Raw genomic sequence first — 14683 nt, 5'->3', positions numbered from 1 at the left:
AATTATCAGTAAAGACCGCCAGCGTCATCTTTACATTAACTTTACAAAAACGGCGGAACTCCTCTGCCCGCCGCCTCAATCCCGGGCCGTCTCGCCGCCGTCAACGCGGGTACCACAGCACCTCGGGACCGATGCCGGCCAGGTCGCTGCAGCCGGTCAGTGCCATGGCGACCTCCAGTTCGGCGCGCAGCAGCTGCAGCACATGGGCCACGCCGACCGCACCGGCAGTGGCCAGGCCGAAGATGTAGGGACGGCCGATCAGCACCGCCCGCGCGCCCAGCGCCAGCGCCTTGAGCACGTCGCTGCCACGACGGATACCGCCATCGAGCAGCAGCGGCAGGCGCCCCTCTACCGCGGCGGCCACCTCGGCGAGCACATCGATGGTCGCCGGCAGGCCATCCAGGGTGCGCCCGCCATGGTTGGAGACGATCAGCCCGTCGACGCCGGCGGCCAGCGCCCGGCCGGCGTCCGCGCCGCTCATCACTCCCTTGAGCAGGATCGGCAGGCGGGTCAGGCCGCGCAGCCAGTCCAGGTCCGCCCAGGTCGGCGCCGCCGCCAGCAGCGGGCTGCCGAGCAGCAGGCTGCCGGCGGCGGGATCGGCGCTGGCCTGCAGCGGGCGCATGCCGCGCAGGTTGACCGCCTCGACACCCGGCGGCAGCACGAAGCCGGCGCGCTGCTCGCGGTTGCGCATGCCGCCGACCGGGGCGTCCACAGTCAGCACCAGTGCCTGGTAGCCGGCCGCCTCGGCGCGCTGTACCAGTTCGCGGGTGAAGCCGCGGTCGGGCTGGATGTACAGCTGGAACCACAGCGGCGTCTGCGCCTGGCGGGCTATTTCCTCCAGCGCGACGCTGGCCTGGGTACTGACCACCATGCCGGCACGCAGCGCCGAGGCCCCCAGCACGGTGGCCAACTCGCCCTCGGGATGGGCGAGCCTGTGGTAGGCGACCGGCGCGAGGAAGATCGGGTGATCGAAGGTCTGGCCGAACAGCGTGACCCGGGTGTCGCCGCCGCGCAGGTCGGCCAGCACCCGGTTGCGCAGGCGCAGGCGCTGGAAAGCCGCGCAGTTGTCGCGCAGGGTGAGTTCGTCCGCCGCGCCGCCGGCCATGTAGGCCCAGGCCTGCTCGCTCATGCGGGCGCGGGCGAAGGGCTCGTAGTCGGCCAGCGCGGCGATCTCGGCAGGAATCTGCGGCAACTTGGGCAGGGGCTGGTGCATCGGCGGGTTCCTCGAACGCAGGGCGGGACGCGGGACAACGAAGCTGCACCCGCGCATTCGAGAATGATTCTAAGTTGGCGCCAGCCCCCGCGACAGGCCAATCGGCCGCTTCCTTGATCCAGCACAAGCCATGGCAATGCCGGGGGTCGGCAGGTGCGCCACAAACGAAAACGCCGCGACAGGTCGCGGCGTTTCCATGCGGGCTACAGCACCCGGCTCACGCCAGGTAGAAGGCCTTCAGCGGCGGGAAGCCGTTGAACTCCACCGCGCTGTAGCTGGTGGTGTAGGCACCGGTGGACAGCCAGTACAGGCGGTCACCGCTGGCAAGGTTCAGCGGCAGGCCGTACTTGTAGTGCTCGTACATGATGTCGGCGCTGTCGCAGGTCGGGCCGGCGATCACCACCTCTTCCATCTCGCCCTTCTTCTCGGTCCAGATCGGGAACTTGATGGACTCGTCCATGGTTTCGATCAGGCCGGAGAACTTGCCCACGTCGGTGAACACCCAGCGCTCCACGGCGGTGCGCGACTTGCGCGCCACCAGCACCACTTCGCTGACCAGGATGCCGGCGTTGGCGATCAGCGAGCGGCCCGGCTCGAGGATGATTTCCGGCAGGTCGTCGCCGAAGTCTTCCTTGAGGAAGCGGATAATCTCTTCCGCGTAGGTTTCCAGGCTGTTGGTCTTGGCGATGTAGTTGGCCGGGAAGCCGCCGCCCATGTTGATCATCTTCAGCTCGATGCCGTCCTCTTCCTTGAGGCGCTCGAAGATCACCTTGACCTTGGCGATGGCGGCGTCCCACACGGAGATGTCGCGCTGCTGGCTGCCGACGTGGAAGGACACGCCGTAGGGCACCAGGCCGAGGTCACGGGCGAGGATCAGCAGGTCCATGGCCATGTCGCTCTGGCAGCCGAACTTGCGCGACAGCGGCCAGTCGGCGGTGGTGGAGCCTTCGGTGAGGATGCGCACGTAGACCTTGGCGCCCGGCGCGGCCTTGGCGATGTTGCGCAGGTCGGCTTCCGAGTCGGTGGCGAACAGGCGCACGCCCTTCTCGTAGAAGTAGCGCACGTCGCGCGCCTTCTTGATGGTGTTGCCGTAGCTGATGCGCTCCGGGCCGACGCCCTGGGCCAGGACCTTGTCCAGCTCGTAGATCGAGGCGATGTCGAAGTTGGAGCCCTTTTCCTTCAGCAGGTCGATGATCTCCACCGCCGGGTTGGCCTTGACCGCGTAGTAGGTCTTGGCGAACGGGAAGCAGCTGCCCAACTGGTCGTAGGCACGGGAGATGGTGGGCAGATCGATCACCACGAAGGGAGTTTCCTTCTGGTCAGCGAGTGCCTTCATCTTCTTGAAGGTGTCGCGATCGAAATAGTCTTCAACCTTGATGGACATGCATGGGCTCCAAAATGGCAAAACAAACGACAAATGAATGTGGTGGAGTGGCCCAGCTAGGGCCGCGAACGCCTGATCAGTTTCCCCACTTTGGTTCGCCTACTTCCCAAGGCATGTCGCCGAAAGCAAAAAGGTCAACCGCGCGTCGTGCTCGATGGCGGGTTGACCTTGCTGTCTCGTCGTCAGTACTTGAGCCGGATGGATCGTTTCCAGCATGGACGTTCGGGCGCGAACTTTAGGACCATGGGGGGTCAAGATCAACCAGAAATTTCCCCAAACCGCCCCCATTCATCACTCACCGGTCAGCGGGGGGGCTCATCCGCTATAATCGCCGCCTTTTCTGACAGACCGACTATCCGTCGACGGGTTCCCTTTCCGATGACCACTCAGGCCGCCGAAGTCGCGAAGCGCCGCACCTTCGCCATCATTTCCCACCCCGATGCGGGCAAGACCACCATCACCGAGAAGCTGCTGCTGATGGGCAAGGCGATCGCCGTCGCCGGCACGGTGAAATCGCGCAAGTCCGACCGCCACGCCACCTCCGACTGGATGGAGATGGAGAAGCAGCGCGGCATCTCGATCACCACCTCGGTGATGCAGTTCCCCTACCGCGAGCACATGATCAACCTGCTCGACACCCCCGGCCACGAGGACTTCTCGGAAGACACCTACCGCACCCTGACCGCGGTGGACTCGGCGCTGATGGTCCTCGACGGCGGCAAGGGCGTCGAGCCGCGCACCATCGCCCTGATGGAAGTCTGCCGGCTGCGCGACACCCCGATCGTCAGCTTCATCAACAAGCTCGACCGCGACATCCGCGACCCGATCGAGCTGCTCGACGAGATCGAGGCGGTGCTGAAGATCAAGGCGGCGCCGATCACCTGGCCGATCGGCTGCTACAAGGACTTCAAGGGCGTCTACCACCTCAGCGCAGACAAGGTCATCGTCTACCAGCCGGGCCACGGCCACGAGCGCATCGAGCAGATCGTCATCGACGGCCTCGACTCGGCCGAGGCGCGCGCGCACCTCGGCGACCAGTACGACGACTTCGTCGAGCAGCTGGAGCTGGTGCAGGGCGCCTGCCACGAATTCGACCAGGACGCCTTCCTGCGCGGCCAGATGACCCCGGTGTTCTTCGGCACCGCGCTGGGCAACTTCGGCGTCGACCAGGTGCTCGACGCGGTGGTCGACTGGGCGCCGCAGCCGCTGTCGCGCGCCACCCACGAGCGCGTGGTGGAGCCGACCGAGGAGAAGTTCTCCGGCTTCGTGTTCAAGATCCAGGCGAACATGGATCCCAAGCACCGCGACCGCATCGCCTTCATGCGCATCTGCTCGGGCAAGTACGAGAAGGGCATGAAGATGCGCCACGTGCGGATCAAGAAGGACCTGAAGATCGCCGACGCGCTGACCTTCTTCTCCAGCGAGCGCGAGATGCTCGAGGAAGCCTATGCCGGCGACATCATCGGCCTGCACAACCACGGCACCATCCAGATCGGCGACACCTTCAGCGAAGGCGAGGTGCTCGGCTTCACCGGCATTCCGCACTTCGCCCCGGAGCTGTTCCGCCGCGTGCGCCTCAAGGACCCGCTGAAGTCCAAGCAGCTGCGCCAGGGCCTGCAGGAGCTGGCCGAGGAAGGCGCCACCCAGGTGTTCTTCCCCGAGCGCAACAACGACATCATCCTCGGCGCGGTCGGCGTGCTGCAGTTCGACGTGGTGGCCAGCCGCCTCAAGGAGGAATACAAGGTCGAGTGCGCCTACGAGGCGATCAACGTCTGGTCGGCGCGCTGGATCGAGTGCAGCGACGAGAAGAAGCTCAAGGAGTTCAAGGACAAGGCCTACGAGAACCTCGCCATCGACGGCGGCGGCCACCTCACCTACCTGGCGCCGACCCGCGTCAACCTCAGCCTGATGGAAGAGCGCTGGCCGGACGTGAAGTTCCGCGCCACCCGCGAGCATCACTGAGCCCCGGGCGGGCGCCCTCACGGCGCCCGCTACACTTGCGACAGATGCCTGGAGATCCCCATGCAGCTGATCGACACCCACACCCACCTCGACTTCCCCGACTTCGACGCCGACCGCGACGCCGTGCTGGAGCGCTGCCGCGCGCTGGGCGTGGAGAAGCTGGTGGTGCTCGGCGTCTACCAGGCCAACTGGCAGCGCCTGTGGGATCTGGTACAGAAAGAGGACGGCCTGCATGCCGCCTTCGGCCTGCATCCGATCTATCTGCAGCAGCACCGCCCGGAGCATCTGACCGAGCTGCGCGGCTGGCTGGAACGCCTGGCCGGCCACCCCAAGCTGTGCGCCCTCGGCGAATTCGGCCTCGACTGGTACCTCGAGGAACTCGACCGCGAAGGCCAGCAGGCGCTGTTCGAGGCCCAGCTCGCGCTGGCGGCGGAGTTCGCGCTGCCGGCGCTGCTGCACGTGCGCCGCGCCCACGCCGCCACCATCGCCACCCTCAAACGCTACCGGCTGCCGCGCGGCGGCATCGTGCACGCCTTCGCCGGCAGCGCCGAGGAGGCCAGGGAGTACCTGAAGCTCGGCTTCCGGCTGGGCCTCGGCGGCGCCGCCACCTGGCCGCAGGCCAACCGCCTGCGCAAGGTGGTGGCGCAGCTGCCACTGGAGGCCATAGTGCTGGAGACCGACGCACCGGACATGGCGCCGAGCATGCACGCCGGTCGACGCAACAGCCCGGAATACCTGCCCGAGATCTGCGCCACGCTGGCCGGGCTGCGCGGCATCGCCGCGGAGGAACTGGCCGCTGCCAGCAGCCGCAACGCGCGCGAGCTGTTCGGCTGGTGCTGAGCCCTCAGGGCAGCAGGATTGCCAGCGCCAGGGCGCTGTACCAGAGCAGGCCGGTTCGGCGCAGCAGCTGCCACAGCTCGTCGAGGGTTTCCACGCCGCCCCGCCCCGGCAGGGCATCGGCCGCGGCCCGTCCGGCCTCGGCCACCAGTTGCGTGGCGCTCGCGCGCAGGTCGAACAGGTACGCCCAGAACACCCGGTTGGCCGCGATGAAGTTGCCGGCCAGCGCCAGACTCAGCACCAGCAGGCGAGCCGGCAGCCAGTCCAGGCCATGGCGCAGGCGCGCCGCCCAGCGGCGCAGCCCGGCGTCGCCGGCATGCTCGACCAGCAGCGCCAGCAGGCGATAGGCCAGCGCCGCCAGCGGACCGAGCACGGCATACCAGAACACCACCGCGAAGAACCCCTGATACGCCTGCCAGAGCAGGAAACCCTGCGCCTCGGCCAGCAGCTTCGACGCATCCTCGGCCTGCACGCCGAGGTCGCGACGGGCATCCAGATAGGCCGCCTCGACATCGCCGCGCTGCCAGCTGTCGCGGAACGGTGCCAGGCTGAGCTGCGGATCGCCACGACCGAGACTCCACAGCAGCACCAGCACATGCACCGGCAGCAGCAGGATGCCGTAGGCCTGCGGCGCCAGCATCCACAGCAGCAGGCCGAGCAGCAGCAACGGCATGCCGAACAGCAGCGCCAGCTGGCGCAGCGGACGCCCGGCCAGCCGGGGCTCGGCCTCGACGCGCGCCAGGGCGGCGCGCAACGGCCCATCCTGCTGCACCCGCTCGCGCCAGTGGCCGATCCGCTCCAGCAGCACGACCAGCAGCAACACCAGAAAGCTCATGCCTGCCGCTCCGTGGCCAGGGAATCCAGGTAGCGCGGCCAGTCGAAGGCCGGGCCGGGGTCGCTCTTGCGTCCCGGCGCGATGTCGCTGTGGCCGCAGATGCGCTCGCGGGTGATGTCCGGATAGACGCGCATCAGCGCGCGGGTCAAGTCACGCAGGGTGGCGTACTGGGCGTCGCTGTAGGGCAGTTCGTCGGTGCCCTCCAGCTCGATGCCGAGGGAGAAGTCATTGCACTGCTCGCGGCCGGCGAAGCAGGACACCCCGGCATGCCAGGCGCGCTCGTTGCAGGAGACGAACTGGATCAGGCTGCCGTCGCGCTCGATGAGGAAGTGCGCCGACACCTGCAGGTGAGCGATGCCGGCGAAATAGGGATGGGCCTGCGGATCCAGCTCGTTGCGGAACAGCGCATGCACCTGGCCGGTGCCGAACTGCCCCGGCGGCAGGCTGATGTTGTGGATGACCAGCAGCGACACCTCGCCGCTCGGTCGCATGTTGAAGTTGGGCGATGGACAGTGCTGGGCGCTGGCGCACCAGCCGGTCCGGGGGTCGATCTGCATGGGCGGCTCCTTGGTTGCCGCCACTCTAGAGCAGCCCGCCGCCCCCGCCAAGCCGGCGCGCCGTCAGGCTTCGCGCATCTCGCGCAGGTTGCCGATGATCGCCTGCAGCGCGCGATCGAAGGGCTGGGCGTTGTCCATCAGCCGCGCCGCGCCGCAGGCGAAGACCCGGGCCAGGCCGGCACGATCGTAGGTGGCGACCTTGGCGCCGCCGCGATTGACGAAGATGTACTCCCCGCTGACGCGGATGAAGGCCGCCAGCTTGCAGCGCTGCCGGCTGCCATCGTCGGCGCAGAACTCGACCCAACTGCCGGCTCCCAGGCCATCGACCAGCGCCCAGTGCGCCTCGTCTATCACCACGGCCTCGACCGCCGCCGGAGCTTCCGCCTGCGCCGACGCCTCTGCCTGAGCGGGCGGATCGACTTCGACCACGTCGAGCGCCTGGCCCGGAAGCTCCGCGACCGCGGCAACCGCTTCCTCGCGGACAGGCTCCGGCAGCCTCTCGACCACCTCGGCTACCGCACGCTCCCAGCAGTCGAACTGCGCGTCGTCGTGCGCGCCCTGACGCAGGGCAACCACAACCGTTTCCCGCAGCGCCTCGCCGGCGTCCAGCAGCGGAATCTCGGGCATGGTCGCCGACGCAACCGGCTCCTCGGCCGCGAGTTCGACCGCCACGCCCGGCACGAGCGGCTCGCCGCCCGGCACAAGTTCGGCAGCCGACTCGACCGACTCGACCGAAGGCTCCCGCAGCGGCTCGGGCGAATCCAGCACTGCCGGCGGCGCCACGGGCTCGACCAGGCCATCGCGGAAATCGGCGAGCAGCTTGCGCTGCCACTGGGTCAGCTCCTGGAAGAAGCGCTGCTGCTCGAAGGGCTCGTAGGCCACCCGCTCCAGACCGCGCCTCAGCTCGGCGAGCAACTCGCTGCGCCGCGGCTCCTGCAGCAGGCGGGCATCCTCGCGGCTGCGCAGCGGCGCCACCCGGGCCAGCAGCTCGTCGAGCGTGGCCAGCGCCCCGCACCACCCTGCAGAAGCATCGCCCTCGCGCAGCAGGATCAGCTGCAGCAAGCCGCCCCAGCCACGTTCCAGCCCCTGGACGATGGCGGCCGGCAGGGTCAGCCCGTGCAGACGCTCGCTGAGCAGCCGGTCGACCTGCTGACGGGCATTTTCCCGCAGCGCCCGCGCTTCCTCCGCCTCCAGCAGACGCTGTTCGAGCAGTACCGCACGCTTGCGCTCGCTGGCGCTGAAGCGGCTGAAATCCTCGAGCAGCCTGGCGAATACCCCCGGATCATCGGTGAAGTCCTCGCGCAGCCGTTGCGACACTTGCTCGATCTTGCTGCGCAGGCGGTCGCGGTGGATATCGGCCAGATCCTCGCTGTCGCGCGCGGCGACGGTCACCTCGTTGAGCAGCTGGCGCGCCGGATGGCTCTGCTCGGCAAACACGCCCTGGTCGAGGATCGCCGCCTTGAGCAGCGGAACCTGCATGTCGCCGATGGGGCCACGCAGCGGCTCGGGCAACTCCGCATCGCCGAGCACCTGCTCGAACAGCATGGAGACCAGGGTGATCACGTCCTCGTCCAGCTTGCCGATCACCCGCGGACGCGGGCTGTTGGCGCTGGCGCGCGCGAGCAGGCCATCCAGCTGCTGGCGCAGGTTCGCAGCGCCCCCCGACGGCTGGCGCTGGAGGACCGACAGCAGGCGGGTCAGATCGCCCTGGGTGATCGGCACCGCATCGGCCGGCGCGGTCGACGCCGCGCCCCGCACCTGGCCCAGCAGCTCGCGCAGCTCGCCGAGCGCCACCTGCGCCCCGGCCTCCCGGCCTTCGGCCACCGCCGCCCGCTCGCCAGCGGCTGCACGCGACGGACGCGGGGTGTGCAGCTGCAGGTCGGGCAGGACTCCGGCGGCGATCAGTTGATCGTTGACGGCGGCATACAGCTCGCCGACGGACTTGAGCAGGTGTTTCTCGAACAGCTTGAGCAACAGCAGGCGCACCTGGATCTTCAGTTCCAGCGGGCGCAGGGCGTCGAGCATCAGGGTGCACAGGGTGCGGGCCGACAGCGGATTGTTGTCCTCGGTGACCGGTACGCCGACCAGGGCCTGCAGGCGCTGCTGCAACGGATTGAACTCGGCACCATGCTCGCTCAGCGAGCGCATCACCATCGTCTTGATGGCGACCGACTCCTCGAGTTCGTCATGACTCACCAGCGACAGCAGGCCAGCCGGCAGGACGTCCATGACGGCCTGGTGGTGCTGGGCGCCGACCTCGCGAAATGCCTTGTCCAGCCCGTCCAGCACGGACTTTTCCATGCTTTCGCGCTTGAGGCGCAGCGTGCGCATGGCATCGAACAGCTCCTGCTGATCGGCGTTGCTGGCGACCCGCCCGCACATCTCGAACAGGCTGTCGTCCGCCGCATCGAGTACGCGCTGCAAGCCCTGCTTGAGAAACTGCCGCGCCTGCTCGCGCAGCGGCTGTAGACCGGCAGGCATAGAACGCTCCGCTGTCGGCGAGCGCATGGCGGCCCCGACTTGCAGCGGGACGACTTTCGCTCCAATGGACATGGTACTTCCCTCGGGCCGGCGACCCGGGCAGGGCCGACGCGACTATTCGTAGCTTGGGCCTGCACAACGTCCCGCGTTGCGACAGGCGATGGCCCGATTATAGGGAGGGCAAGGTGCCAGCAGAGCAGGCCGATTGCAGGATCCTGCGGCAGATCACACAAGCACCATGACCGTCTTTGCCTTTCGCGAAAAAGCCGGCCTGCGGCGAAAAGCCTATAATCCGCCGAAAATGCACAGGGAGCCCGTCATGCCCAACCTTCGCCTTGCCGATCTCGGCGCCGAAATCACCGCCAACGTGCGCGCCGCGCTTGCCGAGGACGTCGGCAGCGGCGACATCACCGCCCAGCTGATCCCCGCCGAACGCCAGGCGCGGGCGCGCATCATCACCCGCGAGGCGGCCACCATCTGCGGCACCGCCTGGGTCGACGAGGTGTTCCGCCAGCTCGACCCGCGGGTGCAGGTGCAGTGGAACATCGCCGACGGCGAGCGGGCCATGCAGGACCAGACCCTGTTCACCCTCGAAGGCCCGGCGCGCGCCCTGCTCAGCGGCGAGCGCAGCGCACTGAACTTCCTGCAGCTGCTCTCCGGCGTGGCCACGCGCTGCCGCGAGTACGCCGACCTGGTCGAGGGCACCGCGGTCAAGCTGCTCGACACCCGCAAGACCCTGCCCGGCCTGCGCCTGGCACAGAAGTACGCGGTCACCTGCGGCGGCTGCCACAACCACCGCATCGGCCTGTACGACGCCTTCCTGATCAAGGAGAACCACATCGCCGCCTGCGGCGGCATCGCCCAGGCCGTCGCCGCCGCCCATCGGATCGCCCCGGGCCGCCCGGTGGAGGTGGAAGTGGAGAACCTCGAGGAACTGCGCGAGGCCCTGGAGGCCGGCGCCGACATCATCATGCTCGACGAACTCGACCACGACGACATGCGCACCGCCGTCGCCCTCACCGCCGGCCGCGCCAAGCTGGAGGCTTCCGGCGGCATCAATCGAGACAACCTGCGCAGCTACGCGGAAACCGGCGTCGACTACATCTCCATCGGCACCCTGACCAAGGACGTCAAGGCCATCGACCTGTCGATGCGTCTGAGCCTGTAAGCGCTTTGCGACCGCGCAAAGCAAAACAGCCCGTTGCGCATCGAAGCGCAACGGGCTGTCTGGTCTGAAGCAGTGGTGCCGGTGAAAGGAATCGAACCCTCGACCTTCTCATTACGAATGAGCCGCTCTACCGACTGAGCTACACCGGCGAAAAACGTGGCGCGAAGGCTATCACTGAGCCCGGCGCAGGCGCAAGGCGGGCGCGTAGGGCGCCGGGTCGACAATCGGCGCCTGGCCCAGCAGCAGGTTGCTCAGCAGCTGACAGGAGGCCGGCGCCAGCACCAGACCGTTGCGGAAGTGCCCGCAGTTCAGCCACAGCCCGTCGTGCTCCGGCACCGGACCGATGAACGGGATACCGTCCGGCGAGCCCGGACGCAGGCCAGCCCAGTGCCTGACCACCTCGGCGTCGGCCAGCGCCGGCAGCAGCTCGATGGCCGAGGCGCGCAGGCTGCCCAGCGCCTCATCGGTCGGCGTCTTGTCGAAGCCCTCGTACTCCAGGGTACTGCCGACCAGGATATGGCCGTCGCGGCGCGGGATCGCGTAGCGCCCATTGGCCATCACCATGCTCGGCAGGAAATCCGCCGCGCACTTGAACAGGATCATCTGCCCCTTGACCGGCTCCACCGGCAGCGCGAGGCCGAGACTCTTGAGCAGCTCGCCGCTCCAGGCGCCAGCGGCGACCACCACGGCATCGGCAAGCAGCTCGCCCTGCCTGGTCTGCACACCGACCACCCGACCATCCTCGCGCAGGAAGCCCTCGACGGCACAGTGCTCGCGGATCTCGACGTTGGGCAGCTGCGCCAGCGCCGCACGCAGCGACCTGAGCAGGCGCGGATTGCGCACGTTGGCCACCCCGGCCATGTGGATCGCGTGCCGGTAGCCGTGGCGCAGCACCGGCACCGCCGCCTCGACCTCGGCCATCGGCACCGAGCGCAGCGGCCGCCCCTCGCGCGCGGCCCAGGCCAGCGCCTCGGCCTCGTCCTCCAGATCCAGCCAGTACAGCCCGGTGACGTGCACCTCGGGATCGACCCCGCCCTCCTCGATCAGCCTGTCGGCCAGGCGCGGATAGAAGTCCTGCGACCAGTGCGCCAGCGCCGTCACCGCCGGGCTGTAACGCCACGGATAGAGCGGCGAGACGATGCCGCCACCGGCCCAGGAAGCCTCGCCGCCCACGGCGGACTGATCGAGCAGGGTGACGGAACAGCCGGCTTGGGCCAGCAGACGCGCCGACTGCAGGCCGATAGCCCCGGCGCCGATGATGAGGATGTTGTGCATGAAGATTCCAGGCAGACAGATTGTGAGGGTACTCGGGAAAAGGCTGGTCCAGCACGCTACCGATCTGCTTGCAGAGTCTACGCTTCGCAGCCGGGCACAGCCATGCCAGCAAAAATCCGATCCACCACCGGTACAGGCTTCACAACCGGCTGGCGATCACAATCTGCCGCGCGGAATCCCCCTAGAATCCGTTGCAGCCTCATCCAGGTTCCGACACGGACGTCGAATCCATGAAAGCGATGCGTGGACAAACATTGCTCGAACTCATGGCATGCCTGCTCATCGCAGGCATCCTGCTGGGCATTGCAGCTCCCTCCTTTAGCGAGATGCTGCGCAAAAACCGCCAGACCCAAGCCGTCAACCAGCTCTTGGGAGAGCTAAACCATGCCCGCGCCTCAGCCGTTCTGGAACGAACGACCATCGGCATCTGCTCCGGCAGCTCCGCTTGCGATGGCTCCCGAACCTGGGGCCGCAACCTGCTGGTGTTCGAGGACAGCAACCGGAATGGCCGATTCGAGACAGGCGAACGCCTGATCCGCCAGATCAGGCTACCCGACGATGTCACATGGCGCTGGTCCCGCTTCGGGCAACAGGCGCACCTGCACTTCGAGGCCAATGGAACCACTCGTGCAGCCAATGGGACTCTGACACTGTGCATGAACAACCAACCCCAACACCAACTGGTCATCAGCCTTTCCGGCCGCATACGCAGCCAGCGCATCGGCGAAATCACCACTTGCGAATAGGCCATCGACCGCTCGTCGCCCATTCGATGCGCCTGTCCCGAGCGACTGGCCTCCAGCCAGCCCAATCAGGATGCTTCAACTGCAAAAGCCACTTTCAGGAAATACACGAGAGCGCACAGCATGCAGTCACGCAACGGCTTTTCTCTGATCGAACTGATGGTGGTCATCGCCATCATCGCGATCATCGCCGGCATCGGCATTCCCAGCTTTCGCAGCATCACTCTGGATAGCCGCCTGAACAGTACCGCCAACCAGTTTCTGGGGGCATTGCTGCTTGCTCGCAGCGAGGCAATCACCCAGCGCACCAGCATCAGGGTCTGCGCGGCCAACGCAGACAATAAAACCTGCGCAACCCAAACCGACTGGACGAACGGCACCCTGCTGGTGCGCGAAAGCGACAGCGAGGTCATACGCGTCATCCCCGCTGCGACAGGACTGACCATTCAAAGCACGCAGAGCTCCGTGCTATTCCGCCCGAATGGCACCATCACACCAACCCCGCTAACCCTGACCCTGACTGAGGCCGAGCGCAGCAAGAGCCACCAGGTAAGGGTAAACGCCATCGGTCAAGCCTGCAGCGGGAGTGCCTGCCCATGAGAGTACGCGCATCGCACAAGGGCTTCACCTTGGTGGAAGTACTGGTTGCCCTTCTCGTGTTAGCCATCGGCCTGCTGGGCATGGCGACCCTGATGATGACCAGCCTGCAGTCGAGTCAGAATGCCTACCTGCGCAGTCAGGTCAGCGTGCTGGCTCAGGATCTGGTCGAACGCATGCGCACCAATCGCGCTCAAGCGATCACCAGCGACAACTACGAGTTGACGACGAGCGCCCCCGCCACCACGAAACCAAACTGCAGCGCTGCTGGCTGCTCGCCCATCGAGCAGGCCCAGCTGGACCTGCATGACTGGCGCGCAGCCCTCGAAGCAGGTATTCCCGGCGCCATCGCCAGCATCGCCCGCAACGATCCGAACCAATACACCATAACCATCACGTGGGAAGGCAACGCCACCGAGGACAGCGACGACGACCCCGCAACGCCCAACTCCCCAGCCATGTCTACCTTCGTACTGAGGGTGAATCTATGAAGCAGCAGCGCGGATTTTCGCTTGTCGAGCTGATGGTTGCCCTCCTGATCAGCTCACTGCTATTGCTCGGCATCCTCCAGTTGTTCAACAACACCAGCGAATCCGATCGCACGGCAAACGCCTTGGCACGCGTCCAAGAGGGCGGCAGGGTAGCCTTGGAAATCATCGGGACCGATGCTCGTCGTACCGGTTACCAGGGATGCAGTTCGATTGCCAACGAAACGACGGTGGGCAGCTACACCTTTCCCGAGGATGCTTTGGCTGTAGCCGCCAACAGCGTGACCTTCCGTTATGCGAGCACCGAAAAAACTGGAAACACGCCCGAGCCCGTGTTCAGCGCCAGCAGGGCCTGCGACGGCACCGAGCTGTACCTGCGAACCGTCACCTATGCACAGTGCAACAACGGCACATCCCTCTGCATGACCCTGAACGGCGGCAGTGCCGACCCTATCCTCGACAACGCCGTAATCGACAGCATCTTCTTCGCCATTCCCGGCGGCGGCACTACCCGATGGGTCGAAAGCGCGGCGCTCAGCGAGAGCGAGCGGGACAGCGCCCTAGCCATGCGCATCCAGCTCACCATCAGTGATCCGCGCAGCGACGTGACCCGCACATTCAGCGGCACCTACGAACTCAGGAACCGTATCTGATGAAAGCCAAGAACCGACAAGGCGGAATTGCCCTGCTGGTCAGCCTGGTACTGCTGCTGGTGCTCACTACCATCGCCATCACCGCTGCCAGCACCTCCTCCCTGCAAATGCGCATGGCCGCCAACAGCCAGCAGCAGAATGTAGCCTTCCAGGCTGCCGAAAGTGGCATCCGCCAGTGGCTGGATGAATTCGAGAAGGAGTTCAGGATCGCGGCCATGACAGCGGAGGGAACACTCTCCGAAACCGTGCAGTACACCGCCACGGCTGGGGCCCCGGGGCCCTGCTGGGACGTGATCCCCGCCTACTCGCTGGATGCCTCCGACGACAACACCAGCTTCCAATACGCCTGTTTCAACATCCAGAGCACCGGCGAATCCTTTGCCGATCCAGCTTGCGCAGATGGCGATGGCAAGACTGCCTGCACCGACGATCACCCGGCACAGGCCCTGCATCTGCAGGGCCATCTGGTCCGCTACTGACAGGACAAGGA

Annotated in this window: 14 protein-coding genes and 1 tRNA gene; 8 read left to right on the top strand and 7 right to left on the bottom strand. The window is 66.8% G+C overall.

Annotation, left to right across the window (positions count from 1 at the left end; genetic code table 11):
• Positions 1 to 100: 100 nt before the first annotated feature.
• Both RA210_RS21195 and RA210_RS21190 read right to left on the bottom strand, forming a co-directional pair.
• Positions 101 to 1213 (bottom strand): alpha-hydroxy acid oxidase, encoded by a 1113-nt coding sequence (locus tag RA210_RS21195; RefSeq protein ID WP_201487920.1) that lies wholly within the window; start codon positions 1211 to 1213, stop codon positions 101 to 103.
• Between the two features lie 217 nt (positions 1214 to 1430).
• The gene (locus tag RA210_RS21190; protein ID WP_136489166.1) at positions 1431 to 2597 is read right to left on the bottom strand and encodes a type III PLP-dependent enzyme; all 1167 of its coding nucleotides are present in this window, start codon (positions 2595 to 2597) and stop codon (positions 1431 to 1433) included.
• A gap of 378 nt (positions 2598 to 2975) precedes the next feature.
• On the opposite strand from RA210_RS21190, the gene RA210_RS21185 reads away from it, so the two are divergent.
• Together RA210_RS21185 and RA210_RS21180 are read left to right on the top strand one after the other, a co-directional pair.
• On the top strand, positions 2976 to 4559 hold the full coding sequence (locus RA210_RS21185; RefSeq protein ID WP_201487919.1) for a peptide chain release factor 3: 1584 nt from the start codon (positions 2976 to 2978) through the stop codon (positions 4557 to 4559).
• 60 nt (positions 4560 to 4619) lie between these two features.
• Positions 4620 to 5399: a TatD family hydrolase gene (locus tag RA210_RS21180; protein WP_201487918.1), complete on the top strand. Its 780-nt coding sequence runs from the start codon at positions 4620 to 4622 to the stop codon at positions 5397 to 5399.
• A 4-nt stretch (positions 5400 to 5403) separates the two neighbouring features.
• On the opposite strand, the gene ampE is transcribed toward RA210_RS21180, so the two are convergent.
• From ampE to RA210_RS21165, 3 genes are all read right to left on the bottom strand, one after another.
• A complete protein-coding gene (gene ampE / locus RA210_RS21175; protein WP_201487917.1) occupies positions 5404 to 6231 on the bottom strand; it encodes a regulatory signaling modulator protein AmpE in 828 nt (275 codons plus the stop codon).
• Positions 6228 to 6788: a 1,6-anhydro-N-acetylmuramyl-L-alanine amidase AmpD gene (ampD, locus tag RA210_RS21170; RefSeq protein WP_136489162.1), complete on the bottom strand. Its 561-nt coding sequence runs from the start codon at positions 6786 to 6788 to the stop codon at positions 6228 to 6230. The genes ampE and ampD overlap by 4 nt, the downstream gene beginning before the upstream one ends.
• A gap of 63 nt (positions 6789 to 6851) precedes the next feature.
• The gene (locus RA210_RS21165) at positions 6852 to 9269 is read right to left on the bottom strand and encodes a DUF1631 domain-containing protein (RefSeq protein ID WP_201487916.1); all 2418 of its coding nucleotides are present in this window, start codon (positions 9267 to 9269) and stop codon (positions 6852 to 6854) included.
• A 319-nt stretch (positions 9270 to 9588) separates the two neighbouring features.
• On the opposite strand from RA210_RS21165, the gene nadC reads away from it, so the two are divergent.
• A complete protein-coding gene (gene nadC, locus RA210_RS21160; protein WP_201487915.1) occupies positions 9589 to 10437 on the top strand; it encodes a carboxylating nicotinate-nucleotide diphosphorylase in 849 nt (282 codons plus the stop codon).
• 73 nt (positions 10438 to 10510) lie between these two features.
• Here nadC and RA210_RS21155 read toward each other — a convergent pair.
• Both RA210_RS21155 and thiO read right to left on the bottom strand, forming a co-directional pair.
• A tRNA-Thr gene (locus RA210_RS21155) sits at positions 10511 to 10586 on the bottom strand.
• A 22-nt stretch (positions 10587 to 10608) separates the two neighbouring features.
• On the bottom strand, positions 10609 to 11712 hold the full coding sequence (thiO, locus tag RA210_RS21150) for a glycine oxidase ThiO (RefSeq protein ID WP_201487914.1): 1104 nt from the start codon (positions 11710 to 11712) through the stop codon (positions 10609 to 10611).
• Positions 11713 to 11942: 230 nt separating this feature from the next.
• Here thiO and RA210_RS21145 point away from each other — a divergent pair, with 230 nt between their 5' ends.
• From RA210_RS21145 to RA210_RS21125, 5 genes are all read left to right on the top strand, one after another.
• Positions 11943 to 12458 (top strand): GspH/FimT family pseudopilin, encoded by a 516-nt coding sequence (locus RA210_RS21145; RefSeq protein ID WP_136489143.1) that lies wholly within the window; start codon positions 11943 to 11945, stop codon positions 12456 to 12458.
• Positions 12459 to 12578: 120 nt separating this feature from the next.
• Complete coding sequence (locus tag RA210_RS21140) at positions 12579 to 13055, top strand: GspH/FimT family pseudopilin (RefSeq protein WP_136489142.1); 477 nt, start codon at positions 12579 to 12581, stop codon at positions 13053 to 13055.
• Entirely contained in the window at positions 13052 to 13543 is a 492-nt protein-coding gene (gene pilV, locus RA210_RS21135; RefSeq protein WP_136489141.1) for a type IV pilus modification protein PilV, read from the top strand. Before RA210_RS21140 ends, pilV begins: the two co-directional genes overlap by 4 nt.
• Entirely contained in the window at positions 13540 to 14193 is a 654-nt protein-coding gene (locus tag RA210_RS21130) for a PilW family protein (RefSeq protein WP_136489140.1), read from the top strand. The genes pilV and RA210_RS21130 overlap by 4 nt, the downstream gene beginning before the upstream one ends.
• The gene (locus RA210_RS21125) at positions 14193 to 14672 is read left to right on the top strand and encodes a pilus assembly PilX family protein (RefSeq protein WP_136489139.1); all 480 of its coding nucleotides are present in this window, start codon (positions 14193 to 14195) and stop codon (positions 14670 to 14672) included. The genes RA210_RS21130 and RA210_RS21125 overlap by 1 nt, the downstream gene beginning before the upstream one ends.
• Positions 14673 to 14683 lie beyond the last annotated feature (11 nt).

The sequence above is a fragment of the Pseudomonas sp. OF001 genome, from assembly GCF_904426495.1.
Lineage (GTDB): Bacteria > Pseudomonadota > Gammaproteobacteria > Pseudomonadales > Pseudomonadaceae > Geopseudomonas.
Note: the sequence above shows the minus strand (reverse complement) of the source record. Positions and strands in the feature narration are given on the sequence as shown.

Bases quoted from the DNA above. Each gene is read 5' to 3' on its own strand.
- RA210_RS21145 (WP_136489143.1), top strand. From the start codon at position 11,943: ATGAAAGCGATGCGTGGACAAACATTGCTCGAACTCATGGCATGCCTG.
- RA210_RS21185 (WP_201487919.1), top strand. From the start codon at position 2,976: ATGACCACTCAGGCCGCCGAAGTCGCGAAGCGCCGCACCTTCGCCATC.
- RA210_RS21130 (WP_136489140.1), top strand. From the start codon at position 13,540: ATGAAGCAGCAGCGCGGATTTTCGCTTGTCGAGCTGATGGTTGCCCTC.
- RA210_RS21195 (WP_201487920.1), bottom strand. From the start codon at position 1,213: ATGCACCAGCCCCTGCCCAAGTTGCCGCAGATTCCTGCCGAGATCGCC.
- RA210_RS21165 (WP_201487916.1), bottom strand. From the start codon at position 9,269: ATGCCTGCCGGTCTACAGCCGCTGCGCGAGCAGGCGCGGCAGTTTCTC.
- ampD (WP_136489162.1), bottom strand. From the start codon at position 6,788: ATGCAGATCGACCCCCGGACCGGCTGGTGCGCCAGCGCCCAGCACTGT.
- nadC (WP_201487915.1), top strand. From the start codon at position 9,589: ATGCCCAACCTTCGCCTTGCCGATCTCGGCGCCGAAATCACCGCCAAC.
- RA210_RS21125 (WP_136489139.1), top strand. From the start codon at position 14,193: ATGAAAGCCAAGAACCGACAAGGCGGAATTGCCCTGCTGGTCAGCCTG.
- RA210_RS21180 (WP_201487918.1), top strand. From the start codon at position 4,620: ATGCAGCTGATCGACACCCACACCCACCTCGACTTCCCCGACTTCGAC.
- thiO (WP_201487914.1), bottom strand. From the start codon at position 11,712: ATGCACAACATCCTCATCATCGGCGCCGGGGCTATCGGCCTGCAGTCG.
- RA210_RS21190 (WP_136489166.1), bottom strand. From the start codon at position 2,597: ATGTCCATCAAGGTTGAAGACTATTTCGATCGCGACACCTTCAAGAAG.
- ampE (WP_201487917.1), bottom strand. From the start codon at position 6,231: ATGAGCTTTCTGGTGTTGCTGCTGGTCGTGCTGCTGGAGCGGATCGGC.
- pilV (WP_136489141.1), top strand. From the start codon at position 13,052: ATGAGAGTACGCGCATCGCACAAGGGCTTCACCTTGGTGGAAGTACTG.
- RA210_RS21140 (WP_136489142.1), top strand. From the start codon at position 12,579: ATGCAGTCACGCAACGGCTTTTCTCTGATCGAACTGATGGTGGTCATC.